The 19,629-nt window shown below is 66.0% G+C and carries 13 protein-coding genes and 4 pseudogenes; 6 read left to right on the top strand and 11 right to left on the bottom strand.

The features are described 5' to 3' along the window. Nucleotides 1-72: 72 nt before the first annotated feature. A pseudogene (locus OG538_RS35640) lies at nucleotides 73-282 on the bottom strand (hypothetical protein); the annotation flags it as partial. A 471-nt stretch (nucleotides 283-753) separates the two neighbouring features. On the opposite strand from OG538_RS35640, the gene OG538_RS35635 reads away from it, so the two are divergent. Continuing rightward, on the top strand, nucleotides 754-1,137 hold the full coding sequence (locus tag OG538_RS35635; protein WP_406099770.1) for an ATP-binding protein: 384 nt from the start codon (nucleotides 754-756) through the stop codon (nucleotides 1,135-1,137). Between the two features lie 162 nt (nucleotides 1,138-1,299). Here the strand turns inward: OG538_RS35635 and OG538_RS35630 are convergent, their stop codons facing one another. After that, nucleotides 1,300-2,037: an STAS domain-containing protein gene (locus OG538_RS35630; protein ID WP_406099769.1), complete on the bottom strand. Its 738-nt coding sequence runs from the start codon at nucleotides 2,035-2,037 to the stop codon at nucleotides 1,300-1,302. On the opposite strand from OG538_RS35630, the gene OG538_RS35625 reads away from it, so the two are divergent. Then, entirely contained in the window at nucleotides 1,958-2,911 is a 954-nt protein-coding gene (locus OG538_RS35625) for a helix-turn-helix transcriptional regulator (RefSeq protein WP_406099768.1), read from the top strand. The two genes, OG538_RS35630 and OG538_RS35625, sit on opposite strands and share 80 nt — an antisense overlap. A gap of 717 nt (nucleotides 2,912-3,628) precedes the next feature. On the opposite strand, the gene OG538_RS35620 is transcribed toward OG538_RS35625, so the two are convergent. After that, the gene (locus OG538_RS35620) at nucleotides 3,629-3,937 is read right to left on the bottom strand and encodes an SCO4225 family membrane protein (protein ID WP_406099767.1); all 309 of its coding nucleotides are present in this window, start codon (nucleotides 3,935-3,937) and stop codon (nucleotides 3,629-3,631) included. Nucleotides 3,938-4,558: 621 nt separating this feature from the next. Here OG538_RS35620 and OG538_RS35615 point away from each other — a divergent pair. The 3 genes and pseudogenes from OG538_RS35615 to OG538_RS35605 all read left to right on the top strand — a co-directional run. Beyond that, nucleotides 4,559-5,067, top strand: a pseudogene (locus tag OG538_RS35615) (methyltransferase domain-containing protein); the annotation flags it as partial. A 308-nt stretch (nucleotides 5,068-5,375) separates the two neighbouring features. Then, nucleotides 5,376-5,513: a hypothetical protein gene (locus OG538_RS35610; protein WP_406099766.1), complete on the top strand. Its 138-nt coding sequence runs from the start codon at nucleotides 5,376-5,378 to the stop codon at nucleotides 5,511-5,513. 184 nt (nucleotides 5,514-5,697) lie between these two features. Beyond that, on the top strand, nucleotides 5,698-7,677 hold the full coding sequence (locus OG538_RS35605) for a discoidin domain-containing protein (protein WP_406099765.1): 1,980 nt from the start codon (nucleotides 5,698-5,700) through the stop codon (nucleotides 7,675-7,677). A 661-nt stretch (nucleotides 7,678-8,338) separates the two neighbouring features. Here the strand turns inward: OG538_RS35605 and OG538_RS35600 are convergent. Further along, the gene (locus OG538_RS35600; protein ID WP_406099763.1) at nucleotides 8,339-8,731 is read right to left on the bottom strand and encodes a VOC family protein; all 393 of its coding nucleotides are present in this window, start codon (nucleotides 8,729-8,731) and stop codon (nucleotides 8,339-8,341) included. A 728-nt stretch (nucleotides 8,732-9,459) separates the two neighbouring features. Here OG538_RS35600 and OG538_RS35595 point away from each other — a divergent pair. Further along, nucleotides 9,460-10,714: pseudogene (locus tag OG538_RS35595) on the top strand (DUF6357 family protein). Between the two features lie 233 nt (nucleotides 10,715-10,947). Here the strand turns inward: OG538_RS35595 and OG538_RS35590 are convergent. The 7 genes and pseudogenes from OG538_RS35590 to OG538_RS35560 all read right to left on the bottom strand — a co-directional run bounded on the left by OG538_RS35590 (nucleotide 10,948) and on the right by OG538_RS35560 (nucleotide 19,068). Continuing rightward, nucleotides 10,948-11,790 (bottom strand): endonuclease/exonuclease/phosphatase family protein, encoded by an 843-nt coding sequence (locus tag OG538_RS35590; RefSeq protein WP_406099761.1) that lies wholly within the window; start codon nucleotides 11,788-11,790, stop codon nucleotides 10,948-10,950. An 879-nt stretch (nucleotides 11,791-12,669) separates the two neighbouring features. Beyond that, a complete protein-coding gene (locus OG538_RS35585) occupies nucleotides 12,670-14,418 on the bottom strand; it encodes a M36 family metallopeptidase (RefSeq protein WP_406099759.1) in 1,749 nt (582 codons plus the stop codon). A gap of 31 nt (nucleotides 14,419-14,449) precedes the next feature. Then, nucleotides 14,450-15,694, bottom strand: a complete 1,245-nt coding sequence (locus OG538_RS35580) for a lanthionine synthetase LanC family protein (RefSeq protein WP_406099758.1) — start codon at nucleotides 15,692-15,694, stop codon at nucleotides 14,450-14,452. 29 nt (nucleotides 15,695-15,723) lie between these two features. After that, nucleotides 15,724-16,541, bottom strand: a protein-coding gene (locus tag OG538_RS35575; protein WP_406088851.1) for an IS5 family transposase whose coding sequence is annotated in 2 segments (ribosomal slippage) — nucleotides 15,724-16,193 and nucleotides 16,193-16,541 — 819 coding nt in all. Because the reading frame shifts where the segments join, the coding sequence is not laid out codon by codon here. Between the two features lie 198 nt (nucleotides 16,542-16,739). Next, nucleotides 16,740-17,276 (bottom strand): annotated as a pseudogene (locus tag OG538_RS35570) (protein kinase domain-containing protein); the annotation flags it as partial. 658 nt (nucleotides 17,277-17,934) lie between these two features. Beyond that, on the bottom strand, nucleotides 17,935-18,741 hold the full coding sequence (locus tag OG538_RS35565; RefSeq protein WP_406100429.1) for a hypothetical protein: 807 nt from the start codon (nucleotides 18,739-18,741) through the stop codon (nucleotides 17,935-17,937). Nucleotides 18,742-18,765: 24 nt separating this feature from the next. Continuing rightward, nucleotides 18,766-19,068: a hypothetical protein gene (locus tag OG538_RS35560; RefSeq protein WP_406099757.1), complete on the bottom strand. Its 303-nt coding sequence runs from the start codon at nucleotides 19,066-19,068 to the stop codon at nucleotides 18,766-18,768. Nucleotides 19,069-19,629: the final 561 nt, after the last annotated feature.

Raw genomic sequence — 19,629 nt, 5'->3', positions numbered from 1 at the left:
ACCGATCGCTCCCGGTCCGGGCCACCGCCCGTTCTTGCACGCGCACGAGTCACACGGATGCGCAATCCGTGGTCACGCGGGAAAGATCATCCGATGGCCGTGACCCGGTCCAGTATCCGCGGACCATGCCGCGTCCCGGTATGGCTCAAGGCGCCGCAGGAAGTCCCGTACACACTCCGCCGCCCGAACCGACTGCCTCCCAGCCGCCTGGGCGCCTCCCGAGCCGAGCCGGCACGCCCGGTCGAGCTCGCCGATCCCCCGAGCCCGGACGGACGCCAGCACACCTGACAGAACAGTGGCACACCGGTACCCAAAGGCACTTTTCGGCAGCGGAGTTGGGCTTCGGGGCCGGGCATGATCTGCCGGCGGCACCCGGGACCGGAACGAGGCCGGCATCCGGCAGCGCGCCCCCGCCGTCGCTGCACGAAGTGCTGTCGGCCGAGCTCAAGGCGCCGGTCTCGACTGGTCACGGGCGGTCGTCGACTCCATGCACGTGCGGGCCAAAGGGGCAGAGAGCGGCTCGGGACTGTTCGCGGCCGCACCGACGTCGTCGGCCCCCTCTGTCACATCAGTCGGACCATCAGGGCCCCGCTTTGAGAGCTTTCGTGACAAGGCTCGCTCCTCAGGGACGTTGACCCCGGAGTGGCTGCCGACCTGTGTAAGCCCAGGATTGGAGGGCAGGTGGGTGCGACAGAGACGCATCGGACAGGTGGTGAAGGCAGCGTGAGCGAAGAGCTTACTAGCGTTCTCGTTATGGGCACCGCCCTCCCGACGAGCGCGGCTGCCGCCCGGGAGCATGTCGATGCGCTGCTCCGCACCCAGTTCCTTTCCAGCCCCGAGGAAGTCCGGGACGACATCGTGTGGGCGGATGCCCTGCTGGTTACTTCTGAGCTGGTAACCAACGCCTGCCGGCACGGCGGCGGCCTCACCGGTTTCTCCGCGGAGATCCAGGGCGACGAACTCCTCCTGTCGGTCGCTGACGGAAGCGCCGAACTTCCCGTTGCTCGCTCGCACGCCCCGGGCCAGTACACCGTGGGTGGGTACGGTTGGCCCCTGATCAAGCGTCTGACGAAAAGCCTCTCAGTGGTTCCGACACCTGCCGGAAAACGCATCCAAGCTGTTGTATCTCTCGTATGAGGCAGCCTGTTCCACGCGGTCGAACCAAGGCCTGTCCCCGTGTGAACGCCCCGCTCCATGAAGGCTCCACACAGTGGATGGCACGAATCAGCAGCCCGGCGGGCCCCCTTGAGTACTGAGCGTTCAACGGGCTGGAGGCGTGATGTCTGTGCTGGAGCAACGTCACGACGTCGAAGGCGATTCTTGCGTAGTGAGAAAGTGGCCGGTGGTTTCTGTGACCTCAAGGAGGCGGCACACGGCCAGGGATGGTGCGGCCAGGACGACTTGAGTGTCATGAGAGCGGCTGCTGAGGAGCGCACGCAGAAAGGCGATATCTGCGAAAGTGACGGCGGAACATTCGATCACAATGCGGGGAACCCTCGTCCGGCACACCTGACCCAGTGTTTGAAGCAGGACACTTGTGGTCGCGGTGTCGAATGCTCCCTGCGCGTACAGCACACATTGGGCGTTGCGCTCGTCCTGATACGCCGTGAGCTCGGCCCGCCCGCTACGGTGCCGGGCCGTGTGAGCTGTGAGCACTGCAGACCCCTCTCGGTGCGTAGGTGACGCGGTCGGCCTCTTACGGGCAGGCCACTCGACTCGACGAATGCCCTGGCCCTCGCCCTGCACACCCACGTATACGCACTTCTGACCAGCATTTCGTGGCAGAGGCTCCGGCACTTCGTTTGCTGACCTTTCAAGGCGCCGCCATCCGCAGGAGTGGCGCTGCGGGGTGCTGACCACTGCGTTCACCACCTCAACGATGCCCGTGAGCCCCGCTGCGACGGCGTCGTACGATGGGGAAGGACTGCCGCGCCGAAGCGTGCATGGAGAGGCACAGATGAAGACGGAGCGTTTCGACAGCAGAAGCCTGGAGGCAACGGAGGAGTTCTTGTCGCGGGCGTATACACCGATGCGCATCGGCGGCCAGACCAACGACACGCAGACGCGGATCGTGCGAACCACTGCCGAGGGCCTGATTGTTGACCGCCTCGCCTTCGGCTACACCATGTCCTACACCGCCAACCCTCTGGGCCTGGTCTGCTTGATCACCGTGCACAGCGGCAGCATGGTGGACACCACCGAGGGCCGCTACGACGTCTACGGCCCAGGCGAAACCTTCCTCATCGCCCCTCCGGACCGCCCCTATACCGGCGCACTGCACTCCGCGCGCTACACCATCACCATGTTCGACCCGGCAGTGCTCGACAAGGCGGCCGCCGTCGGCGCTCACGCTGCCCCGGGGCCTGTCCGACTCACCGGTCAGCGCGCACTCGACAGCGGCGCCAACCGTCGCTTGGGCGGCACCATAGCCTTCCTTCGCGACCAAGTCCTCACAGGGCCCCCCGCCCCGGATCCTCTAGTCGTCGCCACCGCCACCCACCATCTGGCGGCTGTCGTGCTGGCCGCGCTGCCCAGCACGACACAGCAGGACGAGTGTCATCGCATAGACAGCAGTGACGCGCACACCGACACCCTGCGCCGGGCAAGAACGTTCATCGAAGAGAACGCCCACCGCGCCATCGGCCTGTCCGACATTGCCGCCGCCGCATTCGTCACACCACGCGCCGTGCAGTACGCCTTCAGCCGCCACGCCGACACAAGCCCACTCGCCTACCTGCGCCAGGTGCGCCTCACCCGTGCGCACCATGATCTGAAGACAGCCGACCCGTCCACGTCCAGCGTGACGCAGATCGCCGCCCGTTGGGGCTTTGCGCATATCGGCCGCTTCGCAGCCGCGTATCGTCAACTGTACGGTGCGACCCCCGGCACAACTCTTCGCACGCGCAGCTGAGGCCGACGCCAGGCATGCAGAGGTGCGCGAGGCGTTGCGGCAACGCGTAGCGAGCACTACCCCTCCCGGATTCGCAGCGCCACCACGGCCCATGCCGATCTCAGCAGCCGCACATCGCCCCTCGGCACCGAACCACGCGCGCTCCGGCCCCAGCAGCGACACAGCGTCCTCCACCGGCTCGGGGTCGCTTTCCTGTACCGGGCCATGTGGCACGGGGCGATGGCGGCAGGGGCCCAGCCAGTTCCGTGACCGCCGGCGGCGTGGGATTCGGCGTGCAGTTCCTCGCTGCCATGGCGCAGACAGGACGGACGGCGGTCTGTGGTTAGTGGTGCTGAGCCGGGTGGTCTTCCGTCGTAGTCATCGTTGCGGTCCTGGGATTCTTCGGGGCCCCTTGGGGCTGACGGGAAGGCCGTGGGCGGCAATGGTGGCGGCCGGTGCCTTGGGCACACTTGCGATCGTGCTGTATCCGGGCGCCACCGGACAACGGCCGATGGTCAGCGCCACCAAGCTCTCCGTCCTCCACCGCACCATGCCCTCCTTTGCCGGGCTGGGAGCGGCCCACATGACCGCCGGCATCGGCATACGCCCGGTCGCCGGAGATCAGCGTCGATTGAAGTCCTGGCTCTTCTGCCGCGGGCGCTGTTCGTCCCGGACTCCTCGAAAGGTGAAATCGCTCGCGCTGGAAACACCGCATGAGCGAGGTGAACCGGTGGGAGTTCAGGCGCGGGTAATGCGCCGTGCCCTTCGCGTGCGGACCCAGTGGTGCGCGGCGCCGAGCGCCAGTGCCTGGACGAAGGCCCCGACCACTACCCCGGCACAGGGCAGAGCTCCTGGCAGAGCCGAGAAAGGAAGCGACACGGGGGCTGTAAGGACGAACAGCAACACCGCGGCGAGGCTGCCGTCCACGTGATCTACAAGCAGGACGTCCGTCCCGACCCAGACCACCACGGCCAGATACCCCACGGCGACAGGGCTCATCAGGTAGCGACGAAGCGCCTTGGGAAGGGTGCGTGAAGAGGTGTTCATCTCTAACTCCGAAGTGAAGGGATCGTTATGTCTTTTCGCGGCGCGGGACACATTCCGGTGCCGGGAGATGAGCGCCACCTGAGCACTCGTGTTCGTGCAGCGATCGGCCCCTCGCCTCAGCTGCACACCCGCCCCTGCGCGCCCGACGGGCCGCAGCACTGAATGGCGGTCGCACGGCTTGTCAGGGTGTGAGGCCGACCGTGGCGGCGGCGGGAACGAACGTCGGGCCCCGCCCTTGTGCGTCGCCAGTGCCGTGACGCACCGGGCGCCCTTGGGGGGTTCAGCCTCATCGCGCTTCTTCGTGACCTTGGGTGTGCAGGCGCAGCGGGCGGCGTGGTCCTAGGGGGTCGGACATGTTGCGCTTCGCCGTGCGAAATTCCCCCCTCGGTCGGGTCGAGCTGCGAACTGAGCGGTGGTCGATCGCATCCTCGATGTGGACGAGCCTAGGGCTGGGACACAGTGCCGTCCTCACGCTGGAGGAGGATCAGCTCGTTGAACCACAGGTAGAGACTCCGTAACCCAGGCAAGAGACCGGAGTCCACCTCCAGCCGAAGCCGGACCGCTCACCTGTGGCGATGGCCGTGCTCCACCACGAATCAAACCGATGACGTTCTGCGGATCCAACTCCGCGCAGCGGAAGGTGCGATGGGACCGGCCCGCTACGCACTGGTGCAGGGCGCGGCCGAACAACTCCCCTTCGCTGCCGAAAGCTTCGACCTGGTGTTCTGCGACTTCGGTGGGCTCAGCTGGGCGCCCCCGCATCTGGCCGTTCCGCAGGCCGCAGGCGTCCCGGGCAGCGGTGGGCGCCTGGTGTTCAACGTCGCCAGCCCCTGGTTCGAAGCTTGCTACGACGAAGCCGCCGGCCGCGTGACCACGACCCTGCGGCAGGACTACTTCGGGCTGAACACCATCGCCGAGGACAGTGGCGCGATCAGCTCACCTACGGTGGCTGGGTCAAGGTTCTGCGCGGCGCGGGTCTCGTCATCGACGACCTCATCGAGCCGCGACCCGAACCCGGAACACTCAACGGCTACAACGAAACCGACCCACCCGACTGGGCACACCGCTGGCCGGCGGAACTGCTCTGGGTAACACCCACAAGCCGTAGGTTCCGCCGCATCTGGACCTGAAGTCATCCGCTCGGCGGGCAGGCCTGGGCACTCTCCGGAGGCTCGTGGTCGGAGCGATGAAGAGATGGCGGCCCCCGACGCCAGGACATCCGCGGGCCTGCTCCAACTGCACGCATACGCTGACGTGATGACCCGCACGCGGGGCGGACGCATCCTGACTGAGCTCATCGGCGCACCTCTCAAGCCGATGCCGAACCCGCCATCGCCTACCGGAAGCTGCACTCCGCTCCCCCGCCGGCTCGTCGGCAGGGCCTTCAGGACGCCCAGACGCTGGGGCAGATTCGCGCAGGGTCGATGCGCAGGTGAGGGTGGACAGCTCGGGGGCACCCCCTGCCACCCGGTTCCTGATCCCTGACGAACCCGTGCCCGAGGAGTTCGCCACCGGCCTCGTCGGCAATGTCCTCGACGGAGTAGCCACCCGGAAGGCTCCAGCCTCCACCGACTGACCGGGCAGACCGCCACGCCCCGAGTCCGCGATTGAAGTGGAGATCTCTCCTTCTTCCATCCCAGTAACGAACTCTTGCATGAACATGTCCACATCAATACACTCTTCCGCGTCAAGTTGCAGCGCTGCCGACCGCATCGCGCACGACCGCCTGGGCAGCGAAGGGGCCGACCGGAGGAGCTTCGATGGGGTTTACGCGGCGCACGTTCTTGCGGGTCGCAACTGCGACCGGGGTGGCCGGAGCCGTCGGACTCGGGGAGACCGCCTTCGCGAACCCGGCCTCGGCGGCCGGCGCGTCCGGCGACGTGGTCGGCAAGGTGACTGCCGGATATCAGGGCTGGTTCGCCTGCGCGGGAGACAGCGCCCCGATCAACGGATGGTGGCACTGGGCCCAGGACTGGGGCCGGACGCCGTCACCCACCAACCGCGCCATCGTGGCCTGGCCCGATGTCCGTGACTATCCGACCACGTACGCCACTGCCTTCAGTGACCTCGGCAACGGGCAGCCGGCCTCGCTGTTCTCCTCCTACGACCAGTCGACCGTCGAGGTGCACTTCCGCTGGATGAAGCAGTACGGCATCGACACCGCGGCTCTGCAGCGATTCAACCCCACCAGCAGGGAGGGGCCGACCCGCGACGCGATGGCAGGCAAAGTGCGCGCCGCGGCGGAGTCCGAGGGCGTCAAGTTCTACATCATGTACGACGTGTCCGACTGGACGACCATGCAGACCGGCATCAAGGCGGACTGGACCGACAAGATGCGCGCGCACACCGGCTCGTCCGCCTACGCCCGCCAGAACGGCAAACCGGTGGTGTGCATCTGGGGCTTCGGCTTCAACGACGCCCAACGGCCGTTCGCCCCAGAGGCCTGTCTGGACGTGGTCAACTGGTTCAGAGCGCAGGGCTGTTACGTCATCGGCGGGGTGCCGACCTGGTGGCGTACGGGCGACCGTGATTCCCGCCCAGGGTTCACCGGTGTCTACCACGCCTTCGACATGCTCTCGCCGTGGTTGGTCGGCAGGATCGGCAACGCCGGGGACGCCGACAACTTCTACAACGTCGCCACCGTGCCCGACCTCGCCGAGTGCGCCGCACACGGCATCGACTACCAGCCGTGTGTCCTGCCCGGCGGGGTCACCGACCGACAGCGCGCCCACGGCGACTTCATGTGGCGGCAGTTCTACAACATGGGCCGCGCCGGGGTGTCCAGCGTGTACATCTCAATGTTCGACGAGTACAACGAGGGCAACCAGATCGCCAAGACCGCGGAGTCGCAGGACTGGGTGCCTGCCGGGTCCGGCCTTCTCGCACTAGACGAGGACGGTATCGCCTGCTCCTCCGACTACTACCTGCGCCTGACCGGCGACGGTGGCCGCATGCTGAAGGGCGTGCTCCCCCTCACCCCTACCCGGCCGACCCCACCCGTCGTCGGCGGCGGCGACACCCAGCCGCCGACCGCCCCGGGCAACCTGCACGTCACCACCACCGCCGGGACCACCGTGGCGCTGGCCTGGACGGCATCGGCCGACAACGTGGGCGTGACGGGCTACCGCATCCGCCGGATCACCGACGGCACAGCGACCCCGATCGGTACGGCTGCCGCGGACGCCACGACGTTCACCGTGACCGGGCTCTCCCCCTCGACGTCCTACGCCTTCGACATCCAGGCGCTCGACGCTGCGGGCTCGGTCTCCCAGCCCTCGGGCTGCGTCACCGTCACCACCACGGCCGGCGGCCCGGCAACCGACGACCTGGCCCTTCACCGGCCGGCTTCGGAAAGCAGCCACACCCAGTCCTACGAGGCGGGAAACGCCGTAGACGGCAATCCGAGCACCTACTGGGAGAGTGCCAACAACGCCTTTCCGCAGTGGCTCCAGGTCGACTTGGGCGCCGCCACCGGCGTCCGCCGTATCGCCCTCACTCTCCCACCCGCCACGAGTTGGGCCACGCGCACCCAGACCATCGCCGTCCAGGGCAGCGCCGACGGCACGTCCTTCGGGAGGCTGCTCGGAGCCACGAACTGCGTGTTCGATCCGTCCACCGGCAACACCGCCACCCTGGCCCTGCCCTCCGGTACGACCGCCCGTCACCTCCGGATCGTCATCACGACCAACACCGGCTGGCCGGCGGGCCAGGTCTCCGGGCTCCAGGTGTACGGCGCCTGATCTCCACCGCCCGTGGCCGCCCCCTGGTCCGCCCTCCGAGCGTCCAGTGATGAGCGTAGGGATGCGCCCGAACCGACTGGCCCACTCCGGCCGGCAAGGCGCGCCAGGGGGCGCCGGGGCCGAGGAGCACCTTGCCGTGGCCCCGGAGCATGCGGGATGCCGAACCCGGGACACCTGTGCGGGGATCCGTACAACCGGTGCGGAGCGCGTCAGTGGCTGGCAGGAACTCCGGTGCGTCGTGCGTCCTTAGCGGGCGTCGGCGAAGCCGGTGCGGTCCGAGTCGCCGTGGGTCAGTTCGAGCCCGCGGATGTCGTCGACGTGCTTGCCCGGCGTGCGGCGTTCGCGCTGCACATCCCGGCCAGTGGCCGGGCAGTCCGGCGTCGACGAGGGTAAGGCCTGCAGCGGTGCAGAGGAGACGGCAGGGCGCGAGGGTCCAGGGCCACCCGCGCCCTCAAAGTGCCCCCGGCCAGAAGGACGCCAACCGGGCACTTGCCGCCGGAAGTGTCTTGTCGAAAGCGGCTTTGCCCACCTGACCAACTGGCCGATCCTCGCCGGGCTCCGCAGTGACCCGCCCGCGCCGCTGCCCCGTTTCGCGCGCTGCTCGCCCTGACGAACATCGAGACCGCTATCGACATGTGATTCATGCGGCCGGTAGCCACGATCAGCGCATGCCGGCGGAACCGCGTCCGCGGGCCGGGATCGGCTGAGTGAGGTTCACCGGGTTTCCGTCGGGGTCCTTGATGTGGGCGACGCGCGCTCCCCACGGCATGTCCTTGGGGGATCCGCTGACCGAGCCGCCGAGCGCCTCCACCCGAGCAAGTGTCTCGTCGACGTCGTCGACACCGATGCTGAGCAGGATCCGCGACGCCGCCCCGGTCCCAGGGTCGGCCTTGGCCACCAGCCCGAGGTCGGTGTCGCCGATGCGCAGGCCGAGGTAGAAGGCCGGGCCTTCCTCCGGTACCCGGAAAATCTCTTCAGCGCCGAACAATTGCGTATAGAAGCCGAGCAGAACGTCTTGGTCAGCAGTCAGGATCACGGGCTGGATGGTGGACATGGCACTCCTGTCATGAACGGTCGTGTCGCTCGGTAGACCGTTCTGGGACGGTGAACTCATCGGCGAAGCCACCCCGCCGGACAATCGACAAGACGGACTTCCCCCACCACCAGCACGAGCCACCCCGAACCGAGGTCACGCCACTCCGCTGACCGGCCACTTCAGGACGGTGAAGCTTCAGGAATGACGCCTCGGCAGGCCCGGCCGTCCAGGCAGGTCACTGGGCGTAGAGCACTCCATGATCACGACGACCTTCCTTGCGTCCCCCCCGGTCACATCAACCGCAGCCGCGCCTGCCACCCAGGTCCGCCAGACATGACGGGTGTTCGGCAGGTCGGGGGTGGTAACGGTGCCAGAGCACATACCTGGCATATCGCCGGGCCCACGGACTGACCGGATCGGCTGCCCGATCGAGCCTGCCCCATCTGACGGCCTCGCACGTTCGCAGCCGGCCTGCCGGCCGGCGTGTGGGCTTGCAGTAGGGCACGGCCGGGATGCTATGCCCCGGTGGCCCGCGCAGCCGGGAAGGGGCCTTCGGCGCAGGAGGTCGCCGCACAGATCTAGCCCTGGACAAGCTGACCGAGCGGGCTCGTCGCGCGGGACCCTGCCGGGTCCAACCGACCACCGGACACGTTGAGCATCCCTGCCCGGGCCGCCTGCACGATCACCGCGACGTCTGGAGACTCCTGACTACGCGCTGGTCTCCTCCGGTGAGGAAGACTGAATCCATGAGAGACATCGTTTTCACGCGCAAGAGCGGCTGGATCCCGAACGTGATCCGCGAGGACGGTGAGCTGAAGCTGATGCTCGGAGCCGGGGCCGACGCCAACCACGAGCCTCGCACGTTCACGTTCTCGATCGGGGAAGCCCACCTTGCGGTGATCCGGGAGGACCTTGCCAGACACCTGCTGCTGTGGAGTGCGGTCCTTCCGCTGTGCGACGCCGCCGGAACCGAGGGACGGCTGGATGAGAACGCTGCCGTCGCGCTCCTGGACCCGATCCTCCTCTCGGCGCAGGTGGACGTCGACGCGCTCTTCCAACGCGTCCGGTGGGACAAGAATCGGCTCATCGCCCACGGAGCTGACATCGATCTGCTCGAGCGCGGTCAGGTCTGCGCGGCGATGCGCGCAGCGACGGAGACGTCCGACGGCAAACGCGCTCAGGAGTATGACGCGAACCGCCGTCGCGCCGAGCGCGGAGCAGTCCTTGGTGCACTCGACGCCGCGATTCTGAGGTACACGGGCCAGTACCTGCACGGCGCGACGGTTCCGAAGCGGATGCCCGAGTCCGTCGACACCGCCCTGCTGCCCGAGGTCATGCGGGTGATCGCCACGGCGGAGCAGGCGTGCGCCGCCATGCGGATCGGTCGCGACCCGCGACGAGGAAGCCGCGCGACGGACAAACACGACTGGGATCGGATGGCTAAGACGGTCGACGCGGCCGTGCGCCGCGCACACCCTGAGCTCGTCGACGACGCGGTACGGACCGTGAGCTTCCTGATGTGCTCGGAGGCCGCGGACCGCTCCAGGAACGCGCCCGCGGAGGATGAAGGGGAGGCTGCGGGCGAGGACAACTGTCCTGTCGTTCACCGACGACAAGGGCGCCGAAAGGAAATGGCTCCCGGGTAATTCCCGCACCGCCACCGCGGAGTTCTGGACGTTCGTCGGCGAGCGATCTGCCGCGGACAACGAAGTGTTCACCATCGAGGACGAGGAGTTGGGCGAAGGAATCCAGCTCCACTTCTACGCGGACTCCATCGCCCGCATCACAACGGCGCACCAGGGTGAAGGCGGGTCAGAACCGGAGTACCGGGTCGAGTACAGCCTGGTCGACGGGATCAGCGGGTACCGGATCCTGGTGAGCGCCTTCGTCCGCGGCGGCTGCGCCGCACTCGAACAGCACGGCCCCTGGCTATCGGATACCGCCGAGTTCGAGCGCGCCCGGCGGCTGCGAGACGCCGAGCAGCCCCCTGCCGCGAGCTGAAGACCCCATTCGGACTCGACCACTTCGAGTGCCGCTCGTTCACCCGCCGGCACGGCCACGTCATCCTCGTGGTCACCGCCCACCACTTCCTGACCGAACAGAGGTCCGGCCCAAAAGTCCGTGTCAGGGCCCGGCCCTCTATCAGTCCCTCTCCCTCCTCCACACCTGTGAGCCACCAGAACCGGGACTGACCGGCACCTGCCCCACCTGGGCGCCCACAGGCCGCCGGGCTCCTACGCCCACTTCAGATCGGCCTGCACCAGATCGTGATCCGAGTACGGAGTGAGATGCACACCGCGCTTGAGCGGGGCGAGGCCGCGCAGAAAGATGTAGTCGAACTTGCTGCGCCAATCGGTGGTCGGCTCGCACGTACCCGCGGCCGAGGGACCGCACTCGGGGTCCGCGTCCGCGGCCAGACCCCACATCCCGGCAAGTTCGGCGGCATCCGGCACCGCGTTGAAGTCACCGAGAACGATCGTGCTGTCATGCCGGGCGACCGCCTTCGCCAGTACGCCGGTCTGCTTCGCACGGACTGGTTGCTGGCTTCGCTGGGCCAGGTGCGTGTTGAAGACCCGGACGGGCCGACCATCCACGAGGGTGGTGACGGCCATGAACCCGCGGTCCTCGGAACCGCCGTCCGGATACTCCACGTTCACATGGTCGGTCATCGGAGCGGCCGAGAGAATTGCTTGGCCGAATCCCCCCGGGCTCCATGGCGCTCCCCCGCAGCGGCTCCAGCTCTGAAGAACCGATCCGTACTCGACGTGGTAAACCAGCCCGTACAGGTACTGCAGATGATCTCGGATCCTCTCGACATCACCCACGCACGCCTCCTGCAGCCCTATGACCTGAGGAGCGTACGTGGCGATCTCCGCCGCCCGGCCCGCGTTCTGGCCGCTCCCTTTGCAGGGGTTGCATATGTTCCACGTCATGACACGGTTGGGCACGATCTCCTGGGGGGCGTCGGCCGGCAGCGGCTTGGCGATGTAGCCGTCGTGCGACGCACTGGGACCGGCAAGCAGCACGGAGGCCACGATGAGCGCGCCCACGCGCCACCGCGCGCCGATTCCGGTCACATACGCCTCCTCGAAGTAGAGAACGCCATCCTTTGAGTTCTCCCCACGCGAGGTTATGTGACGGGTTGTAGGCACCACATCAGGTGCCTGGTTCTCGAGCGGCTCGCACAGCGGCTCATGCGTGGGACGCCGCCCTCTGCCGTGCCATGGCCGGGAACGCCGAACGATTCCCATGGCAGATTCCCGTGTGGCACTCCCCCGCGCAGTCGGCCTCACCAGAGGCGCAACTGTGGCGCGCCGCAGCACCGTCGGACCGGAACCGGGAGACGCACTCGTCCGCACGGTTGTCAGCCCACCCGACCGTGACGCGCGGCATGGCCGCGGACGCGCGGACCGTTGGAGAGTCGACGATGCCGGCGGTGCGCTCAGGATTCCGCGCCGCAGCCGCGTCGCCCGCTTGACCCGTGCAATGAGCTTGCCGGTACGGACCTCGGCGTTCTTGCCGGCGCCCGAACGGCAGTCGCCGAGATCCGAACCGCCGCCATCCGGCGAGAAGCTAAGCGGCGGAACTGTGCGTGGTCGGGACGGTGTTACTTCCGTCGCAGGCACCGGGGCAAGCCCGGTAGAGATGCGTGCCTTTCGCCATGGCAGGGGCAGCGCGCTTGCCATGCACAGCCAGCCAGCGATGAGTAGAGCCCCACGCACCCCTGTCGCGGCGGCGATCCGACCACCGACGATCACGAAGACGGCCTGGCATGTCTTGGAGCCGATGGACCAGGAGGTGCCGGCTCGGGACACGAACACGTCCGGGGTGGCGCCCATGCGGTCCGTAGTGAACGAAGGGCCTTTATGCGCCGATAGACCCGCTGCGCCTCTCCGACGTTCTGACCACCGGCGGAGCCGACGCTTCTGGCTGATGCCCGACCCCCTGGGTCCGCATCACGGAACCAAGTTGTCACCGATCGCACCAGCGACCGACGGGCCCTGAGAACTAGCATTGGCGCCCATTCCGAACGCCGCGAACGCCCCCCAAACGCCCTGTTCGGCCGCCGCGTGCTCGGCCACGGACAGGGACTTGCTGTCTCGCAGGTCGTCGAGCACGAGCAGAATCTCGTCACGGCCGTCCAAAAGACTCGGATTGGCAGCCAGACCTTTCATCCCCTCGATCACCAAATGTACGGCGATGTCTCTGCCGATCCTGCGAGTCATTTCCAACAAGGTCGCGCACCACAAGCTGCCGATTTCGTAAAGACCCAGTCCGCCCAGACCAGCAAAATTGATCTGATCTGCAGGAAAATGCTCGTCATAAGGGAATCGACGGAGCCCGACGTTATCGTTCGAAACCCACCCTCCGATCAGTGAGGTGTTCAGAAGCATGCAGGAGAAATAATCACCCCACCCCTCACCCATGCCGCGGCTCTGAGCTTCCTGCAGCGGGTGCTTGGTGGTACCACCACTGACGAGTCGGGTGCTGACGCCGTGCAGATATTCGTGGAAGATGATGCTCATGTCCAGCGCCGTGTGTCGCCCGGTTTCACTCTTGGGACCCAGCCGCATCGTCGGAATGCTACCTAGCGGCCACCAGTGGGCCGTTCCAAGGATGGGCTCTTTACGAATCTCGACGTTAACTCGCTTTGAGAGGATTCCAGCTACGCCGACTGCACCGTCCTGGTAGCTTCCGTCAGCCTCTCGAAACCCGAGCAGGTAGGTCAGGTCATGCATGAAGCAGGTACCGAAGAAGGCGTTGAGCACCATCTGATCCTCACCCTCTGCTTCGGCGGGATCGAAGATCAGACTGCTGGTCGGTCCAGCGTCCAGCGGCGCACCGCTGCTGCCGACCCCTGCAGTGGCCGCGTAGCCGGCGGTGCTGCGGTCGGCCACCCAGTCCGGCGGTGCGGGCGGCAGATCCGCGGGTACCTCAAAGTCATAGCTCTGCCAGCCAAGAGGGAAGTCGACAAGAGTTCTCGGTAGGTCAGGATCGGCTCGGTAGACATTTCCCCGGCAGGCGGCTGACGCGACGAGTTGGGATGAATAGAGGATGGCGCCTGTTCCAGCGTCGACTGCTACGCGAAAAGCCCCTTGGAGTTCAGAGATTCCTAGAGTGATATCCCACGCCAACCGCAGTTCTGTAGTTGTGGGGATCCAAGTAAGCTGGGCCATGATCGGTTCGTTGGTGGGCCCCTGTTGCAGGACGGTTGGCTGGTCGGCCAGGTCGGTGAAGCGAGCCAGGACTTTCGGTAGACCGAAGAGATCCTCGGCATCTGGCGAATCATCGTCAAACGTGGAAACGTGGATCGTCGCGTTATGGACTGCGGTCTCAACTGGGACTTGGATGGATACTTCGGCCGTGCTTGCTCGGCCAACCAATCGGGCCTGTGTACGTTGAACTTCGCCTAGGGGTGAGATTCTCACTGACTGGACAGCCTGGAACACAAGAATACCGCGCCGCTGCTGGGCGAGATGGATCGTTGAAGCCCCCGCACTGGTGGGCGGTGGCTCGGGGAGAGGAACAAATTCCAGTGGCTGCGACCGGTTGACTCCCAATGTCTCGGTAGTGAAGCGGGCGACCTCCAGCGCTTGCTCGACGCGGCTCCCACTGCCTCGTCTCACCCCCAACGGTAGATCGTCCGCACGTGCGGTGAATGTAAAGTATGCATCGCTATCACGTAGGTCGACCTCTACGGCCATGTGCTTCCCTTCCTCTTCCCTCAATGTTCGTCTAGATATCGAGGGGAATAGCGCACCGCTGCAACCACGTCGGCGAGAGTACCGCCTGATCCGAATCTGCGTTCGCGAGAGCAAGTTGGACGGCCGGCCCCAGGAATCCCACCCATAGGTCGGGAGTGACGACTGAAGGGCTCTCGGATGACCACACGGAGGCACTGCCCTGGGTGTGGTGCAACATCCGCAGGGTGTCAACCAGCCGGCAGACCTGGTGACGAGCGCGGCCACGGAAGTCCGGCACGCTTTCGAGCATGCGCCACGTCTCCATAACCCCCGCCAGGCCGTGGCACATCGTTGGGTTGTCCAAGAGTGGCGTGCCCTGGTCGAACGCTGCGACAGCTGTTTCTCTGACATGTGAGTCAGTGAGCTGTCTTCCGGGGGAAGCTTGGAGGAGACACCAAAGGAAACCAGCGATTCCGTGGCACCAGTGGTGTGCCGGCTTCTTGTTCCCAGCTGTTGTGGCCAGAATATTGGATCCATCCGGCGTCAGCCCATGAGCGATGACGCTGCAGAACGCCTCGTCGGCGAGGTTCGCCGTGACTGTACAGCCGGTGGATTCCCCCCATGCAGAAAGGGCCATCGCGGTGCCGGCTGTGCCGTGGGCCGCGCCGAGATAGATCCGGCCCGACGAATCGAAGTCGGGGTGAGGATCCCATCCGACGACTCCGTCGACCATGCGAGCGGAGACGCGGACCTTTGAAACCTGCTGCTCGGCAAGATCACGGGCCCAGGAAGTTCCAAGGACAGCATCGAGCAGGCATCCTGCCCAAACAATGCCAGCTGCACCGGAAAACAGATCAAAGTCAGGGTTACTATTGCCCGCTGCCTGCTCGAAGCGCCGCCGTGCGGCGCTGACCAGGTCTGCCCTCCCCAGCCTTTGTCCAGCTAGGGCCAATGCCACCGAAACACCGGCGTTGCCAGTGAAGAAGCCGTGTGCTTGGGTGAACGGCGGGCGACTCGCAAGCCATTCGGCCGCACCTGCGATGTCCTCGGTGAACTGCTTTGTTCCCAGTGCAGTATCCAGTGTTGCCAGGGAGATGATGATCCCTGCTGCGCCGAGGTTCAGCCCCTCGCATTTATACGCAGAGAGGATGTGCGAGTTGCGCCAGTAATGCGTCGTGCCGTCGGCCACGGCGAACCGCCGCGTCGCAATTCCCGCGCTCACAGCCGCGCTGCCGGCCCAGCGCCGATCGATGATCCTGTGTTGTGGACCTGGACCGACCGCGGTCTCGGCCTCCATAGCCGGCAGCGCTTCTCTTAGACCGTGTCCTATGTGGTGAGGCGAGCGAGTCGTTTGTAGCAGCAGAGGGCGGCGGCGAGGCCGAGAAAGGCCAGGTAGTTGCGGGGATGGCGTTCGTAGCGGTGGTTGAGTCTGCGGTAACCGGTCAGCCAGGACATGGTCCGCTCGATGACCCATCTGCGGCGGCCTAACCGCTCGCTGGACTCGATGCCCTTGCGGGCGATGCGTACGCCGATGTGCTTGCCCCATAGCCATTTCCGCAGGTGAGGCACGTCGTACGCCTTGTCCGCATGCAGGCGCTGGGGCTTGAAGTGTCGGCCGCGGTGGGGGTCGTGTCTCGTTTGGTGACCCATGATCATGGGCTTCAGTGCGAGGCTGTCGTGGGTGTTGGCCGCGGAGAGGCCGACGATGAGGGGCAGTCCGTTCGCGTCCGACAGGACGTGCATCTTGGAACCCGGCTTGCCCCTGTCCACGGGGCTCGGACCTGTGAGTTCGCCCCTTTTTTAGCCCTGACGTGGGCGGAGTCGAGCACTGCCCGGGAGAGGTCGAGGAGGCCGGCGTCGTCCAAGCGGTGCAGGATCTCCTCGTGGAGACGGCCCCAGACACCGGCTCTCGACCAGATCAGGAACCTGCGGTGGGCCGTCGACTTCGATATCCCGAAGCACGGCGGTAACGCCCGCCAGGCACAACCGCTGACCAGCACGTAGATGATCGCGGCGAACAGCGTCTCATCAGGCGTGTCCTGCGTCCCGCCGCCCTGCGGCCGCACCTTTGACGGCGGGATCAGCGGCTCCGCGATCTCCCACAGCCCGTCCGGAACAATCCAACTCCACGTACCCTGCCCCATGACGAGCTCAACGAGCCAGCCCCACATAGGACACGGTCTTAGTTGCCGGGTCAGGTGTGCAGCACTAGGTCTCCGCCCCGGTCTTGACTCGTGGCACGCAGTCACAATCGATGCGGCCGTCGGCCACCCGAACCGCCGCAGCAGCCCGATCTGGCGACCGGCGTTGCCGGGACGCGGTAGGCGACCGGGGCAATACCCCAGAGTCGCATGAGTCACGCAGGATCCGAGGCTGTAGACGTCGTACGACGGGGCAACGACTGCGCGTCGGCCTTCGGGAGGCTCATAGCCGTCTGTACCACCTGGCACTGGCCGCTCGGTCCCGAAGGGCGCAGCCATCTCAAAGTCGATCAGGCGCAATCCTTCGGGACCGAACCGGACGTTGGACAGCTTGAGGTCCCGGTGAGCAAGGCCCCTCGTGTGCAGTTTCGCGACTGCCGCGGAGAGCTCGGGCAGGAGCTTCAAGCGATCCAGTACGGGGAGCCGTTCCGCCTGCCCCCCACCCGCATCGGTGACGACGAGGTATCCGGCTACCGGGTCGTGCGCCACCAGTTGGGGAGCCACACATGCCCCTTCCAGCTGCCGAAGCGCGCGCGTCTCGTTCTCCAACCGCGTCGCTGCATCGTTGCCGAACTCGTCCCCTTCGATCCCCGGAACTCTGTGTCGGATAACCACCAGTTGACGCTCGGCCAGGCTCAAGCCCAACGCTACGTACCCGCGTAGGTCCGTGGTCAGCATTTTCAGCGGAAGGTACGTGCCCCCCTGGATATCGATGGATTCACCGGGCTTGGCAACCCTGGTGCGCTGCGTCGGTGGTACGGGCGGAGCCACCCAGTCCGGCTGCCGACCGCTGGAATCGCGCACGTCTGCGCACGGTCTGCCGTCCGGTCCTCGAAGCGCCGCGCTGGGGACACCAAAAGCGTTTGTCACCCATTCCGTTGTCACGAACGATCCGTAACGGATGAACAGAGCACCACCCGAACCGACCGGAAGATCGGACATTACGGCAGGCACTCTGTTGGGACGCCATACTTTGTCCAAGCGGTCGACGAGACCGATCAACGCGCCCTCGTCGGCCGGGTAGGCCGTCAGAACCTTTCCCACTTGGGACTTGCCCGCGAGCCCTGCGTTGATCCGGATGATCGACCCGAGATCGGCCGCCAGCTTGAAAGTCACCTCGGCTTTCACAAGCTCGGGTAATACGACCTCCAGCAGGCTGAGGGCACCGGCCGCTGAAGCGGAGACATGGAGCTTCCAGCCCTGGCTCGGCGGTTCGTCAGGCGATTCACAGATTCGCCAGGAGATCACGTTTTCGCCGCGCACGGATGTGCGCCAGTCCGGTGCCAGCGCGGCCGCGAATGCGTCGATGGCAAAAGCATAATCGCTATGAAGCCGCTCACCGAGCACGGTGCAAGTCATCACCAGCCTCCCACCCGGAATTCGAGCGACGATGATCGCCGGGACCTGCCGCGAAGGCCAGCCACCGCCCCGCCCCCTTCGGCCACTGCAGAAGACTGCCGTCGTTACAGGGAGTCAAAGTGATCTCAACCGGCGCACGACCCTGCACTTCTCCTGAGACTGGCTCCTCCACGGGCCAGGCGATGTACGCACCAGGCGGCCACGGCAAAGTTCGCTCTCCGGATGACGGACGCGCACAATAGAACATTTGGGACAGGAGTGCGCCCGCACGTGCGAGTTCACCCTTGACCATGTGGCCGCGAGCCTCGCCGATGTGCACGGGCCCCACGTACCCGTTGCTCACACCAACGCGCATTCCCATCCTCCGACCACATTCCTGAATGGTCGACAGGCTGCCGCCTACGCCACGACCCAATGACTGGCCGGGTCGCAAAAGGAGTTCGTCGATCCTGACATGCTTACGAAGGGCGTCCAGCAAAAATGACGCTCCCTCTTCTTCAACCTCTTGGCGGGTCAAACCGACGACGATGCGGCTTTGCACGCCGCACTGAGATTGGAACCACAATCGGTACTCGATGTCCTGGAACGCAGGGCGAGCCCGAAGTCCTCGAAGGGTAGCCACAGGGTCCGGTTCCAATGTCACCACAAGCACCCGCAGGCCCCGACTCTCAGCGTCTGACACGGCGTCGCGAAAGAACTCGACCTGCGCATCTGATACCGGATCCCAGACTCCCACGAGAGCGACATGGCTCCCGGGGGTCACTGCAACCACCCGTTCTCGCATCAGCAGCTCCGTCAAATCAATAACTCAGGCAATGTGGGTCACCTCGCACAGAGTTACCTCACTCACGCAGCAGGTGATGATGCAGTCGATGTCGAAGTCGATGCCAGAAATTCCGCTGGCCACCAGCACCTCCCGCTGCAGATCCAAGGCCAAGCCCCTCTCGGACAGGACCGTCTTGGGGTCTGTCTCAAAGCGGGACTTAAGAGTGGGGTCGGTGTCGAGCTGAGTGCTGAGCTGCGACCAGAACTCACGTACCGCACTTTCTTCGGGGACTAGTGTCGCCTTTTCGACTTGCAGCGAGAACTTCTGGTTCTGCACCGAAGACATAGTTATTCCTTTCCTTGATCTACGCCCGATGGCACCACTATGCAACACCATCACAGAGTTGGCGCGACGGCGGCCACGCGCAATCGGGTGAAAGAATGCCACCGTCCAATGCTCCACCCGCAGATCGTGATCTTCACGTGGTAGCCGTCCTCGTCACCAGCGGGCGACGGGCGTCTCTCCGTTACTCCGGTTGCGATACAGCCAGGTGGTCCCCTGCGCGATGGCCCCGGTCAGAGGGCCAACGAGGGAGTCCCCCTGTGTCGCACTGTCCGGCTCGCCGATCAGCTTCAGTGCGTCAGACAGAGGGAAGGCGGCGGCCTGTTCCATGTCGTCGTCCTCGGGCGCGAGCCCCCCGACCACTCGTCGATCTGATGTGGTCGTTGAGGAGCTTGGACGCATAGGGCACTCGGGCCGGCAACGCCCTTCCGTCAGCCGCGTCAGGGCACTGCGCCCAGTTGCACTGCGCGGCCTGCTCGCAAGCCTGGCGGCCGGGTCGGCCGCGAGGGTCATCACTTACCGGTACCCCGCCTTGTGCCGGAGTCCTGGTCCCCGAACTGCTCG

Origin of the sequence: Streptomyces sp. NBC_01013, assembly GCF_045162765.1 — a bacterium.
In the GTDB taxonomy this organism is placed as follows: Bacteria; Actinomycetota; Actinomycetes; order Streptomycetales; family Streptomycetaceae; genus Streptomyces.
This window is presented reverse-complemented; position numbering and strand designations above follow the sequence as displayed.

What these genes read in the sequence shown, in the direction of transcription:
- OG538_RS35635 (WP_406099770.1), top strand. Translation starts at nt 754, where the DNA reads ATGGGCACCGCCCTCCCGACGAGCGCGGCTGCCGCCCGGGAGCATGTC.
- OG538_RS35625 (WP_406099768.1), top strand. Translation starts at nt 1,958, where the DNA reads ATGAAGACGGAGCGTTTCGACAGCAGAAGCCTGGAGGCAACGGAGGAG.
- OG538_RS35630 (WP_406099769.1), bottom strand. Translation starts at nt 2,037, where the DNA reads ATGCGCATCGGTGTATACGCCCGCGACAAGAACTCCTCCGTTGCCTCC.
- OG538_RS35620 (WP_406099767.1), bottom strand. Translation starts at nt 3,937, where the DNA reads ATGAACACCTCTTCACGCACCCTTCCCAAGGCGCTTCGTCGCTACCTG.
- OG538_RS35605 (WP_406099765.1), top strand. Translation starts at nt 5,698, where the DNA reads ATGGGGTTTACGCGGCGCACGTTCTTGCGGGTCGCAACTGCGACCGGG.
- OG538_RS35600 (WP_406099763.1), bottom strand. Translation starts at nt 8,731, where the DNA reads ATGTCCACCATCCAGCCCGTGATCCTGACTGCTGACCAAGACGTTCTG.
- OG538_RS35585 (WP_406099759.1), bottom strand. Translation starts at nt 14,418, where the DNA reads ATGGCCGTAGAGGTCGACCTACGTGATAGCGATGCATACTTTACATTC.
- OG538_RS35580 (WP_406099758.1), bottom strand. Translation starts at nt 15,694, where the DNA reads ATGGAGGCCGAGACCGCGGTCGGTCCAGGTCCACAACACAGGATCATC.
- OG538_RS35565 (WP_406100429.1), bottom strand. Translation starts at nt 18,741, where the DNA reads ATGCGAGAACGGGTGGTTGCAGTGACCCCCGGGAGCCATGTCGCTCTC.
- OG538_RS35560 (WP_406099757.1), bottom strand. Translation starts at nt 19,068, where the DNA reads ATGTCTTCGGTGCAGAACCAGAAGTTCTCGCTGCAAGTCGAAAAGGCG.